This is a genomic window from Rhodococcus yunnanensis NBRC 103083 (assembly GCF_001895005.1).
Classification (GTDB): Bacteria; Actinomycetota; Actinomycetes; order Mycobacteriales; family Mycobacteriaceae; genus Rhodococcoides; species Rhodococcoides yunnanense.
This window is the reverse complement of record NZ_BCXH01000006.1, coordinates 248454-266136: the sequence shown is the minus strand read 5'-3', so window position 1 is coordinate 266136 and position 17683 is coordinate 248454. Positions and strand designations below refer to the sequence as shown.

Here is a 17683-nt window from a genome sequence, read left to right as displayed (position 1 = left end):
TAACCGACGGTCACACATACCTCATTCTCCCGAACGAGCCTCCGTTCGTGCGGCGCCCACCGGGACTCCGTCCTGGCCTTCGACGGACTGCGCGTACGTGCCGATTCCGTATGCGACGGCGGATGCGTTCTCGGCCAGTGCCGCTCGGTCGACGTTGGCAAGCGTGTCCTCGGCAGTGTGATAGTTCTGATCGAACGTCTCGTCCGCGGTGCCGCCCCATTTCGTGGCCTGCTCCGGGGTCTTGGTCTCGTCGGCTCCGCTGAACACACCGCCCGCCGGGATCCCGACCTCGATGAAGGGGCCGTAGTCGGATCGACCGTCGAAATCGGTCCCCTCCGCAGCGATGCCCTCCTGCTGCAGTCGCTGGACGAAGACGCGCTCGATCGCATCCGATCCGGGCGGACCTGCGGGCTCCCCGACCTTGTCCGAGTCGTCGCCGTCGTAGGCGAGATAACCGGCGTTGTGCGAGCCGATCATGTCGAAGTTGAGATACAACGCGATGTTCGCCTTGTCCGTCTCGCTCAGCCCCTCGACGTACTTGGTGGATCCGACGAGTCCGAGCTCCTCGGCACCCCAGAACGTGAAGCGCACCGCGTTGGTGACGTCGGGTTCGCTACCCATCCGCAGTGCCGTCTCCAGCACTGCGGCCGTGCCGCTGCCGTTGTCGTTGATTCCAGGACCTTCAGGGACACTGTCGAGATGCGCGCCTGCGACGACGACGTTCTCCGCGTTTCCCGTCTTGGTCTGCGCGATGACGTTGCGGCTCTTGGTCGTGGTCGTTTCGGTGTCGAGCGTCAAGGTCAGTTCGGGTGCTGCTGCGACGGCGGGTCCGTCCTCCTGACTGACGCCACCGGAGGGTATACGTGCGACGTCCGCTCCGCCGAGAGTTCCACTGTCGAGCGGGCCGGGTTCGTTGTTGACCACGAGGACGGCCGCGGCACCGAGATCTGCTGCGACGGTTTGCTTCTGGCCGAACGGGCACACACCACGATCGACGACGACGACTGCACCGGCGAGGTCGAGCCCGGTGTAATCGGTTGCCTCGCAACCGGGTGAGTCGTCCTTGGGCGCGGGCACGACTCTTCCGGTGAGGCCGTCGCCCGGCGTGGACGGGGAGTACGTCAGCGCATTCACCTGGAACTGTCGGTCCGGCGCCGAGAGCGATTGGGTGTCGGCGGTGAACTGATCGAATTCGAATTCCGGTGTCTCGACTTCGAACCCGGCAGATTCGAGTTCGTCGACGACGTAGTCGACGCTGGCGTCGTACCCGGAGGTACCCGCGGCCCGATTTCCGTTGTTGTCGATTGCAATTCGTTCGAGTTGTTCGAGGTGTCCGACCACCGCGGCCTCGGTCACCGCATCGGCGAGGCCAGGCCCGTCGGGCGTCGCAACCGGCGTGGGTGCAGAACTGGCCGGTTGCTCGTCATCCGAAGACGACGAACAACCGGCCAGTACGAGTGCGCCGACTGCGAAGCTTGCAAGTAGGGTCATCCGTCGCATGCATGCATGCTAGCGGCTACCTGGTCAGGCGTCTCGGCGATTGACCACCAACAGTGCGGCACCGAACACGATCGCGGTGAAGACGATGAAGTAGATCAGACTGCCGATCGGTCCCCAGTGGAAATCGATCCCGCCGTCCGAGCCGAGGAAGTGGCTGGCGTTGGCGAAGGGAAGGAACGGCTGGACGGCACGGCCGAACGAGCCGAACAGCCCGAAGAGACTTTCGATGACCAACGGCCACAGCAACAGTAGCGCGATGGCACCGGCGGACTGCCTGAGCAATGCGCCGACTCCGACTGCGATCACTACCTGAAGGAACGCGAGGATGGCAGTTCCGTAGATGACGCGCCACGTGCCGTCGACGTCGAAACTCAGCAGCTTTCCGGCGTCACCGCCGGCGAACGTCTTCGCGAGATAGAAGGCTCCGAGACCGAGGACGAAGCTCAGAACGAGTCCGAAGACTCCGATGATGGCGGCCTTCGCGACCAGCACCGCGCTGCGATTGGGAATTGCCTGGAACGTGGTCCTGATGACGCCGAAGCGGTACTCGCTGGTGACGGTGAGCGCTGCGAGAATCATCAGCACCATCACACCGAATCCGCCGACACCACTTCCGACGGCGTCGTAGACCGACGGCAGGTACGGATCGTAATCGGGCGTCTTGCCCTGTGCCAGTTGATCGTTGTAGGAGTTGAGACCGATCTTCGAGGTGATTCCGACGATCGCGCCGAGCCCGAGCCCGAGGACGACGATCGCGACGGTGCACCACCACGGCGACTTGGTCGAGGTGATCTTGATGCGTTCTGCTGCCAAGACACTCATTACAGTGCACCTCCCATGACCTCGGCGCCTGCACCGTGGTACTGAACATCGTCTCCGGTGAGCTTCATGAACGCCTCTTCCAAAGATCCTCGCTGCGAGGACAATTCATGCAGAACGATTCCGGCGCGCCCGGCGATGTCGCCGATCGCCTCCGTCGTCGAGTCGACCACGACGAGCGCGGGTTGCAACTCGTCGGCTCCGGTGGGTTCACGCACCGTCAGACCTGCCGATGTCAATGCACTGCGCAGAGCGTCGAGCTGCGGGCTCCGCACCCGGACCGATGCCTCGGATGCGTGATCGATGAATTCCTGCACCGACGAATCGGAAATCAGCTTGCCGCGTCCGATCACGACGAGATGTTCCGCCGTCTGCGCCATCTCGGAGAGCAGGTGGCTCGATACGAGAACGGTCCTGCCTTCGGCAGCGAGACGCTGCATGAATTTGCGGATCCAGACGATGCCCTCGGGGTCGAGGCCGTTGACCGGCTCGTCGAACAGCAGGACCTTCGGATCACCGAGGAGGGCGCCTGCCAAACCGAGCCGCTGCGACATTCCCAGCGAGAATCCGCCCGCGTTCTTCTTGGCGACGTCGGTGAGTCCGACGAGCCGGAGTACCTCGTCGACGCGCGACTTGGGAATTCCGTTGGATGCGGCCATCCATTCCAGGTGTGCACGTGCCGAGCGGTTGGGGTGCACCCACTTGGCGTCGAGCAAGGCGCCGACGGTGCGCAGTGGCTGCTTGAGTTGGTTGTACGGCTTGCCCTCGATCAGTGCCGTGCCGCTGGTGGGGCGGTCGAGGCCGAGGATCATCCGCATGGTCGTCGACTTGCCGGCCCCGTTCGGTCCGAGGAAGCCGGTCACGATGCCCGGTTTCACCGTGAAGGTCAGATCCTCGACCGCCTTGGTGCTACCGAACTGCTTGGTCAGTCCCGTTACTTCGATCATGGGACTCACTGTCCACGACGAAGGGGCCCCTGCACATCGTCCGCGAGTCGCGACCTCCGTCATCCTTTCGGATGACCCACACCCCTACGGCCCCCTAGGTGGGCGAGCTCGCCTGCGCCCAGAACCGCTTCGGTATCCGCCCGGCGCGGCGTGCCTGATATCCAGCGGTGACGGCAGAGCGCATCGCCGACGCCATCAGCGCCGGGTCCTTCGCCCGGGTGACGGCCGTCGCGAGAAGAACTGCGTCGCAGCCCAATTCCATCGCCAATGCTGCATCGCTCGCAGTCCCTATGCCCGCGTCGAGGATGACCGGGACGCCTGCGGCCTCGACGATCATCTCGATGTTGTGGGGATTGGAGATGCCGAGTCCCGTTCCGATCGGAGCACCGAGCGGCATGACGGCGACGCAGCCGATGTCCTCGAGCCTGCGCGCGAGGACAGGATCGTCGGTGGTGTACGGGAGCACGTGGAAACCGTCGTCGACCAGTTGTTCGGCGGCCTTGACCAGTTCGATGGCGTCGGGCAGCAGGGTTCGCTCGTCGGCGATCACTTCGAGCTTGACCCAGTCGGTTTCGAGCGCTTCACGACCGAGTTGCGCAGTGAGAACCGCTTCGGCGGCGCCGCGACAGCCCGCGGTGTTCGGCAGGGGCGCGATGTTCAACCGGCGCAGCAAGTCGAGGACTCCGGTCCCACCGGCGGCGTCGACGCGGCGCATCGCGACAGTGGTCAGTTCGGTGCCCGATGCGATCAGTGCCTCTTCCAGCACCGTCAGATTCGCCGCTCCCCCGGTGCCCATGATGAGCCTGGAATCGAACGCCTTGTCCGCGATCTTCAACACTTCGCTCACTCTAACCACCCTGCACTGCGGTGAGAACGTCGATGGTCCAGCCTTTTTCGACGGTCGTCGTGTCCCATCGACTCTTGGGAAGGACCATGCCGTCGACGGCCACGGCGATTCCCTTCTCGGGCATGGACAGCTGGACGAGCAGTTGCCGCATCGTCAGCTGTTCGGAGAGAACGTGGTCTTCACCGTTGACGGTAATCACTTGTTCCTGACTTTCTCGAGTGGTGCCGGCTCGAATCGGGCTGGATCTGCAGCCTTCGCTTCGGGAAGTGTGTCGCCGGCGAGGAGCGCCGAGACAGCGTCCGCGGTGATGGGCGTCAACAGGATTCCGTTGCGTCCGTGCCCCGACGCGACGATGACGCGTTCGGAGATTCTTCCGATGAGGGGCAGGCCGTCCGGGCTCATGGGGCGCAGTCCTGCTGCGGTCTCGTGCAGTTCGTACTCACCGATGCTGGGCATGAGCCGTTCGGCGTCGGCGATGAGATCGCGCACGCCGGCGACGGTCACCTGTGTGTCCTGACCCGACTCGTACTGTGTTGCGCCGACGACCAGTCCGTCGCCGCGCGGCACCAGGTAGACGGCGCGTCCGTGGACGCTGCCGCGGATGGTGCGAGTGGGCGACGGGGAGGCACTCGGGCGTCGTCGCAGCCGGAGGATCTCGCCCTTCACCGCCCGTACCTGGACGCCGGCCAGCACTGCGGCGGAGTGTGCTCCCGCGGCGAGCACGATCTGGTCCGCCTTCAGCGAACCGAGGTCGTCGACGGCCTCGGGCACGAATTCGACGTCGGCGGCGGCTTCCCGAAGCGCACCGACCAGCGCCCGATTGTCGACGGCGAGTTCGGTGGGTGCGAGCAGCCCGAGGCGGATGTTCTGGGCCAGCGACGGCTCGATCTCGCGTACCTGCGCGCGGCCGAGGATCTCGAGGTCGTGGCCCTGCTCACCGACCCATTCGGCGATCGTCTTCAGATCTGCTGCATCGGCGGCGTCCAGTGCGACGGTCAGGGACCCGGTCGCGGAGAACACCGAGGGCCCGGGAAGTGCCGCGGCGAATTCCGGCCATCTGGCCAACGAGTGCGCGCCGAACGCGAGCAACTCGTGCTCACCCGGCCACCCCTCGGACAGCGGCGCGAGCATGCCACCTGCCACCCACGACGCACCCGATCCGATCGACGGGTCGTACAGGCGCACCGACCAGCCCTCACGTGATGCCCGCGCGGCGACGGCCAACCCGATGACACCGCCGCCCACCACAGCCAGGGTTTCGGGCATTTGTCTACCACCTCACTCCCTGCGCCGGCATGATCCGGTTCAGGTATTGACGGTAAGGACGGGCGTGTCCACTCTCAGCCCCGCGAACCCCAGGACTCCCGTGTATCTACGAATATCGACAGACTACCGTTTGCTGTGTGCATCCCACCCAGAGCTCCCGAAACGAGACTGCGCGCGAGCGTGTGAACTCCGCCCGCCTGTACTTGTGCACCGATGCCAGGCGCGAAATCGGCGATCTCGCTCAGTTCGCCGAAGCCGCGTTGTCCGGCGGCGTCGACATCATCCAGCTTCGTGACAAGAACTCGGCAGGCGAGCGTGAGTTCGGGCCGTTGGAGGCCAAGGACGAGCTCGCTGCGCTGGCCGTTCTGTCGGCAGCAACCAAGCGCCACGGGGCTCTGCTCGCGGTCAACGACCGTGCCGACCTCGCGTTGGCGTCGGGAGCGGACGTTCTCCATCTCGGTCAGGGAGACCTGCCGGTGCATTACGCCCGTCAGATCCTCGGTGACGACGTCGTCATCGGCCGATCGACGCAAAACCGCAATCAGGCGAGCCTGGCGGCGATCGAGGACGGCGTCGACTACTTCGCGACGGGCCCGGTTTGGGCGACTCCGACAAAACCGAACCGCACAGCAGCGGGCCTCGACCTGCTGCGCAGCACGGCCGAAGCGGCTCCGGCGCGTCCGTGGTTCGCGATCGGCGGCGTCGACGTGAGCAACGTAGACGAGGTGCTGGCGACGGGCTGCACACGCATCGTCGTCGTCCGCGCGATCACCCAGGCACGAGATCCGCAGGCCGCAGCGCGCGAGCTGTCGCTGAAGCTACGAGGCTGATCGGTCGAGCCAGGAGAGCACGGTCGACGGCGCGAGCACGTGAACCGACTCCGGTAGCCGCTGCTGCAGACCACGATCGGCGGTGACGAGAGCGGTGAGGCTGACGGCGGCTTCGGCGCGGCGCGCGAGTTCGTCGTCGCCGCTGCCCGGCGCGTGGATGACCGGTACGCGTGCGTCGTCGAAGACAGCTGCTCGCGCCTCACCTTCGAGCACTGCCTCGATGCAGGTGAGCCATCCGAAATCGCCGCCGGGCAGTTCGACGGTGCGAGGCAGAGCTTCGGCGAGCGAGGCAAGCAATTCACCGGTGGCACCGCTGCGATCACGCCACCACCCGTTCGGCCGCGACCCCAGCACATTGGCCGTGTCGAGCAGAATCCGCAGTGGAGTGGTGCGCAGGGCAGGCCAACTGGCCGCGAACCCCGGATGCAGCGGAAGCTCGTCGACCATCTCCTCGGGGACCCAGCGCAGCTCGGTGCTCTCGCCGTTCGGCGTGGTCACCAGGCGGCTCTCCGCGTCGGCGACGACCGTGGTGTAGGACCAGCCGCTCTCGACGCGTGCGGTGACCTTCTCGCCCCTGATGTGCAGGCGGTCGGAGCCGATCCCCGCTTCTTCGTCCGCCTCACGTACCGCCGCGTGCACATTGCTCTCGTGGCTGTCCTTCGCGCCGCCCGGTAGCGCCCACGTCCCGCCCTGGTGCGACCACAACGCGCGATGCTGCAGCAGAACCGTCGGCGTGCCGTCCGGGGACGGAGCGCGCAGCAGCAGGCCCGCGGCTCCGTGTTTGCCCCAGTGCCGCGTGCCGTTCTCTCCGACTACCCACCCGTCACCGTCGCCGCGCATACGCAACACCTTAGGTGACCGGGTGAACCGCGTGTTCACCGTCCGCGTACGAACCGGTGCCACTGCTTATATGCTCGGTGGTGTGACTGTGGTCGGCGCTACACCCTCTGCTGCCGTACCTCCCACGACGGCAGCCCCCGCCGCGGACAGCGATTCGCGTCGCGAACTGCAGCGGTTGGTGCGTTCGACGCCTGTGCGCATGATCGCCCTCGTCGTGATGCTCGTGATCGCATTCGTCACCACCGGCCTGGTGACGTCGGTGGCGGTGTCCGATCGGGCCCAGACGCTCGACGCACTGCTGATCCGCACCGAGCCGCTCGCCAATTCCGCTCAGAATCTGTACGGCGCACTGTCGGTCGCCGACGCCGCCGCATCGACGGCATTTCTCGCCGGAGGCCTGGAGCCTCAGGAGGTGCGAGATCGATACAGCCAGGCTGTCGGCGACGCAGGCGCCGAGATCGTGCGGGCCTCGAACGGCCTCGGTGATTCGGACGACGAGGCTCGCACCGCGCTGATGGAGATCGCCGCTGGACTTCCGGTGTACACCGGCCTCGTCGAGACCGCACGGTCGAACAACCGCATCGGAAATCCCGTCGGCGCCGCGTACCTCGGTGAGGCATCGACGCAGATGCAGACGATGTTGCTCCCTCGCGCCGAGCGTCTCTACACCGAACAGGCAGCGCGTGTCTCGACCGATCAGGAACGTTTCGTCCGGCCGCCGCTGTTCGCGATCGCGCTGATCGTGGTGTGTTCGGCACTGATCGTGCTCGCTCAGCTGTATCTGTCGCGTCGCACTCATCGGACGCTCAACTGGGGGTTCATCGCGGCGACCGCGATGATGGCGGTGCTTCTCGGCTGGATGCTCGTCGGTGGCCTGGTCTCGTCGACGGCCACGCACAGGGCTCTCGACCGAGGCGTTGCTCCTCTGCAGACCCTGACTTCCGGTTTCATTCTTGCCCAGCAGGCACGGGCAGACGAGACTCTCGACTTGGTCCGACGCGGCAGCACCCGGGCATACGATGCCGAATTCACCACCAACACAGACAAATTGACCACGATGTTCGCCGACGACGAGCAGATCACCGCCACGTTGTCGGCCTGGAAGTCCTCCCACGAACGGATCTCCGACGCGTTGGCCACGGGAGACTTCAACGGCGCCGTCACCATCACCACCGGCAGTGGCGTGCAGGATTCTTCGGCTCAGTTCCGTGCACTCGACGAGCAGTTGGTCGACGGCATCGAGCAGGCCCGAAAAGAGTTGCGCGGCAACATCGTCAGGGCAAAATCCGCGCTGGCCGGGCTTGCTGCGGGCGCCGTCGTTCTGACGATAGCCGCTGCGGCAGCGGTGGGTGTCGGCATCGTACCGAGGTTGCGTGAGTACCTGTGAAGACTCGTATGGCCTGTGTCGTTCTGTGCCTCGTCGGGCTTCTGACGAGCGGTTGTGTGACCCAGGATGTGTTGCCTCCCGAATCGGACGTCAGTTACTCCGAGCCGCCGCTTCCCGACGGTGCGGGCCCCGCGACCGGGGTACAGGAAGCAGGCTCGCTCGACTCTCAGTGTGCACGGCCGACGGCCAGCCTGCGCCCGACTCCCGCCGGAGTGGTTCCGGCTCCACCTGCGCCGACCGTCGATGCCATTCGGGCTCGGGGCAGGCTCATCGTCGGACTCGACACCGGCAGCAACCTGTTCTCCTTCCGCGATCCGATGACCGGTACGTTGGTCGGATTCGACGTCGACATCGCGCGCGAGATCTCCCGTGATCTGTTCGGCGACCCCGATCGGGTGGATTTCCGGATTCTCACCTCGGCCGAACGCGTGGAGGCACTGCAGAATTCGACCGTGGACGTCGTCGTCAAGACGATGACCATCACCTGTGCGCGAAAAGAAGAGGTCTCCTTCTCCACCGTCTACTTCCAGGCACAGCATCGCGTTCTCGCAGTCCGCGGATCCGGAATCACCGGGGTCGCCGATCTCGCGAACAAACGAGTGTGCGCGGTGGACGGAACCACGTCGCTACGCAGGTTGCAGCGCATCGTGCCGACAGCGCAGATCGTGACGGCGGCGATGTGGTCGGATTGCCTTGTCGTACTGCAGCAACGGCAGGTGGACGCGATCAGCACCGACGACGCGATCCTGGCCGGTCTCGCGGCACAGGATCCGTATCTGGAACTCGTCGGGGCTTCGCTGAGCCCGGAGCCGTACGGTGTCGGAATCAAGAAGGAGAGCCAGGATTTGGTCAGGTTCGTCAACGGCACGCTCGAAAGGATCCGCGCCGACGGCACATGGAATCGCCTCTACACCCGCTGGCTCACCGTGATGGGCACTTCCCCCGGTCCACCGTCCCCCGCGTACGTGGACTGAGCGGGCCACATGAGCATCGACGATCCGGAAACACCGACCGGGCCGGCAACAGCACCGGCGGACATCTCCGACAGGACCCAGGCAGTAGATCGGACCCAAGCAGTCGATCGGACACAAGCAGTCGATCGGACCCAGGCGGTAGATCGGACACAGGCAGTGTCTGCTGTTCGGTCGTCGAGGACTTCGGGGCGCACTCGATCGGGTCGCACGCACGGCACCGGCATTCGCAGGCGTCTCGGCGCCGGCCTCGTCGACGTACCTCGTGTCGATCCGGTGGATCCGGCCACGGCCGTCATGAAGGATCCGAGCGTTCCGCTGAAGAAGCGGTTCTGCTGGAAGTGCAACGCTCCCGTCAGCCGAGGTGACAAGACTGGCGCCGGCGGAACGGCTGATAGTAATGGCGAGAGTGGGGTTTCTTCCGAGGCTGGGACGTGTGCGCATTGCGGTGCGCACTACGACTTCTCGCCGCTGCTGGAGCCGGGTGATCTGGTCGTCGGACAGTACGAGGTGCAGGGGTGCATCGCGCACGGCGGGCTTGGTTGGATCTATCTCGCCATCGACCGCAATGTCAGCGATCGGTGGGTGGTGCTGAAGGGTCTGCTGCATTTCGGTGACGACGAGGCGCATGCCGTTGCCGTCGCCGAGCGCCAGTTCCTGGCGGAGGTGGCACATCCCGGAGTGGTGAAGATCTACAACTTCGTGGAGCAGCCTCGCGGTGACGGCACCAATGTCGGGTTCATCGTGATGGAGTACGTCGGCGGGCGTTCGCTCCGTGACATTCTCTCTGCGCGTGGGGATCACGAGCGGATGCCGGTCGAGCAGGCGATCGCGTACATTCTCGAGGTGCTGCCCGCGCTGGCGTATCTGCATTCGATCGGTCTGGTGTACAACGACCTCAAGCCCGAGAACATCATGGTGACCGATGATCAGATCAAACTGATCGACCTCGGCGCCGTTGCGGCCATCGAGGATTACGGTTACCTGTACGGAACGGCCGGGTACCAGGCACCGGAGATCGTGGAGACAGGTCCGACCATCGCTTCGGATATCTACACGGCGGGAAGGACTCTCGCGGTTCTGACGCTGGAGATGCCGTCGACGGCAGGCAAGTACGATCCGGGCATTCCGTCACCGGACGATCACGAGTTGCTGCGGCGGTACCCGTCGTTCCATCGTCTCCTGCAGCGTGCCACCAATCCTGATCCGAAACAGCGGTTCGCGACGGCGGATGTGCTGGCGAGTCAGGCCACCGGCGTGCTGAGGGAGATTCTGGCATTGCAGACGGGCACCGAGCGCCCCGGTTTGTCGACGGCGTTCAGTCCACCGCGCACGACGTTCGGCACCGAGGAGTCCGTCGGCCGCACCGATACCTATGTCGACGGCAAGGTTCGCGGAGACAAGATCAGTGCGCGCGAGGTCGTCTCGGCGCTGCCCGTTCCTCTCGTCGACCCGGCCGACCCCAGCGCACCGCTGCTCGCGGCTGCCGTGCACAGCGAACCGCAGCAGACGCTCGACTCCCTTGCGCACGCTCGCCGCAACGGTATCGAGCGATTCGCCGACGGCTCCCCCGGCGGCCTGGAGATCACTCTCGCCGAGGTGAAGGCACACATCGATCTGGGCGATGTCGGTACCGCGGCTTCGGTTGTCGCACAGGTGAAAACCGACAGTGACGACCCGTGGCGTGTCGAATGGTACGTCGGTCTCATCTGCTTGCTGCGTGGCAAGTTCACCGACGCGTCGACGCATTTCGAGAAGGTGCTCGACGCGATGCCGGGTGAACTGGCCCCGAAGATCGCCCTCGCTGCCAGCGCCGAGCTGATCATGGAAGCGCAGTCCGAACTCGACGCCGACGAACGTGAGCAGTGGCGCACGTGCGCCGAAACCTACTACCGCGCAGTGTGGCGCACCAATCGGGCCGTCGTGAGTTCCGCATTCGGGCTCGCCCGCCAGCTGACGTACCGCGGTGAGCCCGAGGCTGCGGTCGCGGCGCTCGATCAGGTCCCGGTCAGCTCGCGGCACTACGCTGTCGCGCGCATGACGGGCATTCTGACGTTGATGATGGACCGGCCGTCGCGTGATCTGCAGGAGGCCGACTTCCGTGAGGCCGCCCGGCGCGTCGCGATGCTTCCGCGAGGTGAGAGCCGGGCGCTGCAGATGCGAACGCTCGTGTTGGCGATGGCGATGGACTGGGTTCGCTCCGGGCACGCGGCCGAAGCCGAACGTGAACCGATCCTCGGGGTGCATTTCACCGAAGCAGGTCTGCGCAAGGGCACCGAAGCGGGTCTGCGCTCACTTGCGAGAAATGCCTCGGATCGGGCTCATCGATTCACGCTGGTGGATCTCGCGAACGCGATCAGGCCCCGATCGCTGTTCTGACCACAGTGTCTGTCGCACGGGCGATGGCGAGCTCTTCGTTGGTGGGCACCACCAGCACCGTGACCTTCGATGCGTCCGTCGAGATGACCCGCGCGCTCCTGGACCGCTCGGCGTTCCGTTCCTGATCGATCTCGATTCCGAACCCGGTCAGTCCGGCCAGCGCATCGGCGCGCACGCTCGCGGCGTTCTCCCCGACTCCGGCAGTGAACGTGATGGCGTCGAGCCTCCCCAGCTCCAGCATGTAAGCCCCGATGTACTTGCGCAGCCGGTGAATGTAGACGTCGTACGCGAGCGCTGCGTCCGCGTCCCCCTCGTCGATGCGTTGCTGTAGAACTCTGAAGTCGTTGACTCCTGCCAGACCCTTCAACCCGGATTCACGATTGAGCAGTCGGTCGATGTCGTCGACATCCATGTCGGCACTACGACGCAGGTGCATGACGACGCCAGGATCGATGTCACCGCTGCGCGTGCCCATCACCAGCCCTTCGAGCGGCGTCAGCCCCATGGACGTGTCGATCGGAACACCTGCCCGAATTGCCGAGGCGGAGGCACCGTTTCCCAGGTGCAGAACGATCTGGTTCAGCTCCGGTTCGCCGAGTATCTCCTGGGTGCGGCGCGAGACGTACTCGTGCGAGGTGCCGTGGAAGCCGTACCGTCGAATACCGTGGCTGCGCGCTATGTCTCGGTCGATGGCGTACGTCGCTGCCGCCGCCGGAAGAAAGTGGAAGAACGCGGTGTCGAAGACCGCGACGTGCGGCACGCTCGGCAGCTGCGCTCGGGCCACCTCGATGCCCAGGATGTTCGGCGGATTGTGCAGCGGCGCAAGCTTGCTCAGATCGGAAATCTGCGCGAGCACCGCGTCGTCGATGAGAGTCGGCCGGTAGAAGACCTCGCCGCCGTGCACGACGCGGTGCCCGACCGCCGTGACGTCCGATCCGAGTTCGACGCCCGCGCGCTCCAACATCTCGAACGCGACTGCGAGACCGACGCCGTGATCGGCTATCTCCCCGCGCCTTTCGATCACCTCACCGCGATACTCGAGCTGCACTCGGCCGTCGGGTTCGCCGATCTGCTCGACGAGTCCCGACGCGATCGCCTCGCCGGGACCTGTAGGGGCTGCGGCGCGAGTGGAGGCTGCCGAGTGCGCCTGATCCGAACTGCCGGGATCGACCAGCTGGAATTTCACCGACGAGGACCCGGAGTTGACGACGAGAACACTCATGTGGACAGCCCCTGCGCTTGGATGGCGGTGATGGCGACGGTGTTGACGATGTCCTCGACGAGCGCGCCGCGTGACAGGTCGTTGACGGGCTTGCGCAGACCCTGCAGGACCGGCCCGACGGCGACGGCTCCGGCACTGCGTTGCACTGCCTTGTAGGTGTTGTTGCCGGTGTTGAGGTCCGGGAAGATGAACACGGTTGCGCGTCCTGCCACCTCGGAGTCGGGGAGCTTCGATTTCGCGACCGACGGTTCGATGGCCGCGTCGTACTGGATCGGTCCTTCCACGAGCAGTTCGGGGCTGCGATCACGCACCAGCCGGGTCGCTTCCCGCACTTTGTCGACGTCTGCGCCGCTGCCCGAGTCACCGGTCGAGTAGGACAGCATCGCGATGCGCGGCTCGATACCGAACTGCGCCGACGTCTGCGCGGAGGAGACGGCGATGTCGGCCAGTTGCTCTGCCGTCGGATCGGGAACGATGGCGCAGTCGCCGTACGCGAGCACACGATCGGACAGGCACATCAGAAAGATGGACGACACCGTGTTCACGCCGTCGGCGGTCTTGATGATCTCGAACGACGGCCTGATCGTGTGGGCCGTCGTGTGCGCCGCGCCCGAGACCATGCCGTCGGCGATTCCCTTGTGCACCATCATGGTTCCGAAGTACGAGATATCGGACATGATCTCGCGGGCCCGCTCGATGGTCATGCCCTTGTGTTTGCGTAGTTCGGTGTACTCGGCGGCGAATTCCTCGGCGAGGTCCGAGGTCTTCGGATTGAGCACCTGGGCGTCGCCCAGTTGGACGCCGAGTTCTGCTGCGCGCCTACGGATCGGGCCTTCCTCACCGAGGATGGTCAGCTGCGCGACCTGGCGTTGCAGCAGCCTGCCCGCCGCGCGCAGTATCCGGTCGTCGCCGCCTTCGGGGAGCACGATGTGTTTACGATCGGCGCGCGCACGATGAATGAGCTGGTACTCGAACATCTGCGGCGTGGTGATCGACGGAATGGAGAGCTCGAGACTGTCGAGCAGGACACGCGCATCGACGCGCTGCTCCATGAGGCTGAGCGCGGTGTCGACCTTGCGCTGCGACCCCACCGCCACTCGGCCACGCACCTTGGCTGCGGCGGACGCGGTATCGAAGGTCCCGAGGTCGGTCGTCAGGATCGGAAGCCGTGGGCCGAGGCCTGCGACCAGCCGTGCGATCGCGGGATGCGGTTCGATCCCCCCGTTCATGATGATTCCTGCCAACGACGGAAAGCCTTGCGCCTCATGTGCATTGACCAGAGCGAGTAGAACGTCCGAGCGGTCGGCAGGCGCGATGACGACAACGCCCTCGGTCAGCCGCTCGAGGATGTGCTCGGCCGTCATACCTCCGACCATGACGCGCAGGGCTTCACGCTGCATCAATTCAGCGTCACCACTGTACATTTCGCCGCCGACGGCAACGAGCAGCTCGGACATCGTGGGTGCGACGAGCAGCGGAATCTCCGGCAGGCTCCACGCAGGCACACCGAGGGGCTCGAGTGCCGTCGTGATCTCGTCGAGCCGCTCGGGATCACAGCGATTGGCGACGATCGCGACCAGGTGCGCATGATTGTGGCGCAGTTCCGCCTGGCACAGCTGGCCGAGCTGAACGATCTCCTCCGTCGAGCGCTCGGATCCCCGGAGCGACAACAACACCGGCGCACCGAGATTCGCCGCGACACGCGCGTTGAAACCGAGCTCGCTCGGACTGCCGACGTCCGTGTAGTCGCTGCCGACGATCACCACCGCATCGCACTGCGCAGCGACGTCGTGGAACCGCGCGACGATCTCACCGAGGGCCGCGTCGGGATCGGCATGTACCTGCTCGTAGCTGACCCCGAGAGACTGCTCGTACGACAGATCCGCCGTCGTGTGATCGATGAGAAGCTCGAGAATGTAGTCGGTCTCGGTCGTCGACCGTGCGATCGGCCGAAAGACTCCGACGCGGGCTGCAGATGCGCACAGCATCTGCAGCACTCCCAGTGCGATGGTCGACTTACCGGTGTCACCCTCGGGAGAGGCGATGTAGATACTCGACGCGGGTTCGGCCATGCCAGCCAGAGTAGCGCCGTTCGCGATGTTGACACACGGGCCCCGCCGGGGTCAGATCGAGTATGGCCGAATCCCCGTTTCCCGACGTCCGCTGGGGCAGCGAAAACAGCATCATCAGGAAACCCGCCGTTGCATTCGCAGCGACGAAACCTGGCTCCTGGGTCATTCGCAGCCTCGCAGGCGTCGACCGCAGGTTGCTCGAGCGAACCAACGGCCGCTTCACCATCCTCGGGCCGATCGCCGCACCAGTGGTACTGCTCACCACCACCGGCTGCAGATCCGGCAAACTACGCACCAGTCCTCTGCTGTACTACCGCGAAGGTGAACAGTTGTTCGTCGTCGGCAGCAACTTCGGGCAGGACCATCACCCTGCCTGGACGGCCAATCTGCTCGCCGAACCCCGCGCCACCGTCACCATCGGCGGCATGAAGATTCCCATCACCGCCACCCCCGTCACCGGGACGGAGAAGGCCAGGATCTACGCGGCGTTCAACGACATGGTCCGGGTGTACGGCGAGTACCAGACGCGCACCGATCGGGACATGCGGCTGTTTGCGCTCACCGCCGACCCCACCGCTTGAACGGTTCATTCATACGATCAGATAGCTTCGTCGGCACATTCATGCGGGCTCGGCTCGCGATCCCCCACCGCTTGAATGGTTCATTCATACGATCAGATGTGTTGAATGGACCATTCAAGCGATCAGGGGCGGCGGGCGAACAGCGATGAGGGCGGCGGGCGGACGAACAGCGATCAGAGCGGGGGGCGGACTAGCCCAACTTGCGCAGGCGCGGGGCCAGATCGCGGTCGAACAGTTCGAGGAATCGCTTCTGGTCGTGCCCGGGCGCGTGGAAGACCAGGTGGTTGAGGCCCGCGTCGGTGTACTGCTTGACCTTCTCGACCGCCTCGTCGGGATCGGAGGCCACGATCCACCGCTTCGCGACCTGCTCGATCGGCAGTTCGTCGGCGGCCTTCTCCATCTCGATCGGATCCTCGATGGAATGCTTCTGCTCCGGTGTCAGTGACAGCGGCGCCCAGAATCGGGTGTTCTCCAACGCGAGATCGGGGTCGGTGTCGTAGCTGATCTTGATTTCGATCATCTTGTCGATCTCGTCGACGTTGCGCTCGGCCTTGGCTGCGCCTTCTTCGACGGCCGGGAGCAGCTTGTCGGTGTAGAGCTCCATGCCCTTGCCCGAGGTACAGATGAAGCCGTCGCCCGCACGCCCTGCATACCGTGCGACGACGGGTCCGCCTGCCGCGATGTAGACCGGAATGCCGCCGTCGGGAACGTCGTAGATCGAGGCGCCCTTGGTGGTGTAGTACTCACCGTCGAAGTCGACGCGGTCACCGAGCCACAGCTCACGCATCAACCGCACCGACTCACGCAGCCGCGCGAAGCGTTCCTTGAAGTCGGGCCATTCGCCCTTGTATCCGGTGGCGATTTCGTTCAGTGCCTCACCACTGCCGACGCCGAGCATGATCCGGCCCGGGTACAGGCAGCCCATCGTCGCGAAGGCCTGAGCGATCACCGACGGGTTGTACCGGAACGTCGGGGTCAACACCGAGGTCCCCAACTGGATCGTCTTGGTGCGTTCGCCGACGGCGGTCATCCAGGCAAGTGAGAACGGTGCGTGCCCGCCCTCGTGACGCCAGGGCTGGAAGTGATCGCTGACAGTAGCGGAGTCCATTCCGTGCTCCTCGGCCAACACACCGAGTTCGACGAGCTCGCGCGGACCGAACTGCTCCGCCGACGCCTTGTATCCGAGCTTCAAAGCCTGTGCCACTCTGTACTCCCTCGTCTGTTGCTACTTGTAGTTCGATTGTGCCCTCGTGCCCGAAGCGCGGGCACACTGGAGCACTTATTCGGTTCCCAGCACGGTCACCACCGCGGCCAACACTGCGATCGCCCCGATCCCGACCGCGAAAATCCACAGTTCCTTGGCCTCGGGCATGGGCGCACCGCGTTCCAATGCGTGCCGGACCTGCAACCATCGCCGTAGGCCGATCACGGCAGCAGCCCCGGCCATGAGTATCAGGATCAGTCCGAGTGCGGTACGCACCCATCCCGTGCTGAAGCCCGGGACCAGGTGCACGATGGCGATCCCTCCGGCCAGCAACCCGAGCGCCGTGCGCATCCATGCCAGGAAGGTGCGCTCGCTGGCCAGGGTGAATCTCTCGTCGGGACGGCTGATCGGGTCGTCGGTCACAGGTCCCATGATGCCCCTCCCGCGATTAACGATCTGCGAGATTCCAACCATGGTGGTGACGACTCCCACGATTCAGACTCGTATCAGCAGGTATTTCCCCTCCCAGACGAAAGAGACGCCCATGGCCGACTCGCAGCGCACCCAGATCGATATCGGAGTCGGAATTCTCGTCGGGCTGTGTGGGTACTCCCGCGAAGAGGCGTTCGCCGAGCTCACCGCGTTCTCGCACCGCCACAAGGTCGGGCTCATCTCGACGACGCGGGCACTGACGCTACTGGCGCAGTCGGCTCCCGCGTCGGCAGGGAAGGAGAGCGCGGCCACCGAAGCGGCTCGCCTGCGCTGGCACTCCATCCTTCGGCACCCGGAGCCCCAGATCGCACAGGCCGCATAAACCA

General features: G+C 65.2%; 17 protein-coding genes and 1 riboswitch. Of the genes, 6 read left to right on the top strand and 11 right to left on the bottom strand.

The window, feature by feature from the left end; genetic code table 11:
* Nucleotides 1–21: 21 nt before the first annotated feature.
* The 6 genes from RY1_RS13005 to thiO form a co-directional block, all read right to left on the bottom strand.
* Nucleotides 22–1500, bottom strand: coding sequence for a M28 family peptidase (locus RY1_RS13005; protein WP_072803977.1), 1479 nt, complete (start codon nt 1498–1500; stop codon nt 22–24).
* Nucleotides 1501–1524: 24 nt separating this feature from the next.
* Entirely contained in the window at nt 1525–2322 is a 798-nt protein-coding gene (locus RY1_RS13000; protein ID WP_072803976.1) for an ABC transporter permease, read from the bottom strand.
* On the bottom strand, nt 2322–3266 hold the full coding sequence (locus RY1_RS12995; protein ID WP_072803975.1) for an ABC transporter ATP-binding protein: 945 nt from the start codon (nt 3264–3266) through the stop codon (nt 2322–2324). Before RY1_RS12995 ends, RY1_RS13000 begins: the two co-directional genes overlap by 1 nt.
* Before the next feature lie 94 nt (nt 3267–3360).
* Nucleotides 3361–4113, bottom strand: a complete 753-nt coding sequence (locus RY1_RS12990) for a thiazole synthase (protein WP_072803974.1) — start codon at nt 4111–4113, stop codon at nt 3361–3363.
* A 1-nt stretch (nt 4114) separates the two neighbouring features.
* Nucleotides 4115–4312, bottom strand: coding sequence for a sulfur carrier protein ThiS (gene thiS / locus RY1_RS12985; RefSeq protein WP_072803973.1), 198 nt, complete (start codon nt 4310–4312; stop codon nt 4115–4117).
* On the bottom strand, nt 4309–5379 hold the full coding sequence (gene thiO, locus RY1_RS12980; protein ID WP_072803972.1) for a glycine oxidase ThiO: 1071 nt from the start codon (nt 5377–5379) through the stop codon (nt 4309–4311). Before thiO ends, thiS begins: the two co-directional genes overlap by 4 nt.
* Nucleotides 5379–5491, bottom strand: a riboswitch (TPP riboswitch). It overlaps the preceding gene by 1 nt.
* Nucleotides 5492–5516: 25 nt before the next feature.
* On the opposite strand from thiO, the gene thiE reads away from it, so the two are divergent.
* Nucleotides 5517–6209: a thiamine phosphate synthase gene (thiE, locus tag RY1_RS12975; RefSeq protein WP_072803971.1), complete on the top strand. Its 693-nt coding sequence runs from the start codon at nt 5517–5519 to the stop codon at nt 6207–6209.
* Here the strand turns inward: thiE and RY1_RS12970 are convergent.
* Nucleotides 6198–7049 carry an NUDIX hydrolase gene (locus tag RY1_RS12970; RefSeq protein ID WP_072803970.1) on the bottom strand — a complete coding sequence of 284 codons (852 nt, stop codon included), beginning with the start codon at nt 7047–7049 and terminating at the stop codon, nt 6198–6200. The two genes, thiE and RY1_RS12970, sit on opposite strands and share 12 nt — an antisense overlap.
* A gap of 22 nt (nt 7050–7071) precedes the next feature.
* On the opposite strand from RY1_RS12970, the gene RY1_RS12965 reads away from it, so the two are divergent.
* Genes RY1_RS12965 through RY1_RS12955 form a run of 3 tightly spaced genes read left to right on the top strand, consistent with a single transcriptional unit; the run spans nt 7072 to nt 11786 of the window.
* Complete coding sequence (locus tag RY1_RS12965; protein WP_245819636.1) at nt 7072–8436, top strand: GlnX family signal transduction membrane protein; 1365 nt, start codon at nt 7072–7074, stop codon at nt 8434–8436.
* 8 nt (nt 8437–8444) lie between these two features.
* On the top strand, nt 8445–9410 hold the full coding sequence (locus RY1_RS12960; protein WP_072803968.1) for a glutamate ABC transporter substrate-binding protein: 966 nt from the start codon (nt 8445–8447) through the stop codon (nt 9408–9410).
* 9 nt (nt 9411–9419) lie between these two features.
* Nucleotides 9420–11786 carry a serine/threonine-protein kinase gene (locus RY1_RS12955; RefSeq protein ID WP_072803967.1) on the top strand — a complete coding sequence of 789 codons (2367 nt, stop codon included), beginning with the start codon at nt 9420–9422 and terminating at the stop codon, nt 11784–11786.
* On the opposite strand, the gene RY1_RS12950 is transcribed toward RY1_RS12955, so the two are convergent.
* Both RY1_RS12950 and pta read right to left on the bottom strand, forming a co-directional pair.
* Nucleotides 11764–13008 carry an acetate kinase gene (locus tag RY1_RS12950; RefSeq protein WP_072803966.1) on the bottom strand — a complete coding sequence of 415 codons (1245 nt, stop codon included), beginning with the start codon at nt 13006–13008 and terminating at the stop codon, nt 11764–11766. The genes RY1_RS12955 and RY1_RS12950 overlap by 23 nt on opposite strands.
* Entirely contained in the window at nt 13005–15080 is a 2076-nt protein-coding gene (gene pta / locus RY1_RS12945) for a phosphate acetyltransferase (RefSeq protein WP_072803965.1), read from the bottom strand. The genes RY1_RS12950 and pta overlap by 4 nt, the downstream gene beginning before the upstream one ends.
* A gap of 62 nt (nt 15081–15142) precedes the next feature.
* Here pta and RY1_RS12940 point away from each other — a divergent pair, with 62 nt between their 5' ends.
* Nucleotides 15143–15661: a nitroreductase/quinone reductase family protein gene (locus RY1_RS12940; RefSeq protein ID WP_072803964.1), complete on the top strand. Its 519-nt coding sequence runs from the start codon at nt 15143–15145 to the stop codon at nt 15659–15661.
* 190 nt (nt 15662–15851) lie between these two features.
* Here RY1_RS12940 and fgd read toward each other — a convergent pair whose 3' ends face one another.
* Both fgd and RY1_RS12930 read right to left on the bottom strand, forming a co-directional pair.
* The gene (gene fgd, locus RY1_RS12935; protein ID WP_072803963.1) at nt 15852–16865 is read right to left on the bottom strand and encodes a glucose-6-phosphate dehydrogenase (coenzyme-F420); all 1014 of its coding nucleotides are present in this window, start codon (nt 16863–16865) and stop codon (nt 15852–15854) included.
* A gap of 75 nt (nt 16866–16940) precedes the next feature.
* Nucleotides 16941–17297: a YidH family protein gene (locus tag RY1_RS12930; RefSeq protein WP_072803962.1), complete on the bottom strand. Its 357-nt coding sequence runs from the start codon at nt 17295–17297 to the stop codon at nt 16941–16943.
* Nucleotides 17298–17409: 112 nt separating this feature from the next.
* Between RY1_RS12930 and RY1_RS12925 the strand changes: the two genes are divergently transcribed.
* Nucleotides 17410–17679: a hypothetical protein gene (locus RY1_RS12925; RefSeq protein WP_139279820.1), complete on the top strand. Its 270-nt coding sequence runs from the start codon at nt 17410–17412 to the stop codon at nt 17677–17679.
* The last annotated feature ends 4 nt before the right edge of the window (nt 17680–17683 follow it).

Coding starts and splice junctions, on each gene's coding strand:
- RY1_RS13005 (WP_072803977.1), bottom strand. CDS start 1,500: ATGCGACGGATGACCCTACTTGCAAGCTTCGCAGTCGGCGCACTCGTA.
- RY1_RS13000 (WP_072803976.1), bottom strand. CDS start 2,322: ATGAGTGTCTTGGCAGCAGAACGCATCAAGATCACCTCGACCAAGTCG.
- RY1_RS12995 (WP_072803975.1), bottom strand. CDS start 3,266: ATGATCGAAGTAACGGGACTGACCAAGCAGTTCGGTAGCACCAAGGCG.
- thiO (WP_072803972.1), bottom strand. CDS start 5,379: ATGCCCGAAACCCTGGCTGTGGTGGGCGGCGGTGTCATCGGGTTGGCC.
- RY1_RS12970 (WP_072803970.1), bottom strand. CDS start 7,049: ATGCGCGGCGACGGTGACGGGTGGGTAGTCGGAGAGAACGGCACGCGG.
- RY1_RS12960 (WP_072803968.1), top strand. CDS start 8,445: ATGGCCTGTGTCGTTCTGTGCCTCGTCGGGCTTCTGACGAGCGGTTGT.
- RY1_RS12955 (WP_072803967.1), top strand. CDS start 9,420: ATGAGCATCGACGATCCGGAAACACCGACCGGGCCGGCAACAGCACCG.
- RY1_RS12950 (WP_072803966.1), bottom strand. CDS start 13,008: ATGAGTGTTCTCGTCGTCAACTCCGGGTCCTCGTCGGTGAAATTCCAG.
- pta (WP_072803965.1), bottom strand. CDS start 15,080: ATGGCCGAACCCGCGTCGAGTATCTACATCGCCTCTCCCGAGGGTGAC.
- RY1_RS12940 (WP_072803964.1), top strand. CDS start 15,143: ATGGCCGAATCCCCGTTTCCCGACGTCCGCTGGGGCAGCGAAAACAGC.
- RY1_RS12930 (WP_072803962.1), bottom strand. CDS start 17,297: ATGGGACCTGTGACCGACGACCCGATCAGCCGTCCCGACGAGAGATTC.
- RY1_RS12925 (WP_139279820.1), top strand. CDS start 17,410: ATGGCCGACTCGCAGCGCACCCAGATCGATATCGGAGTCGGAATTCTC.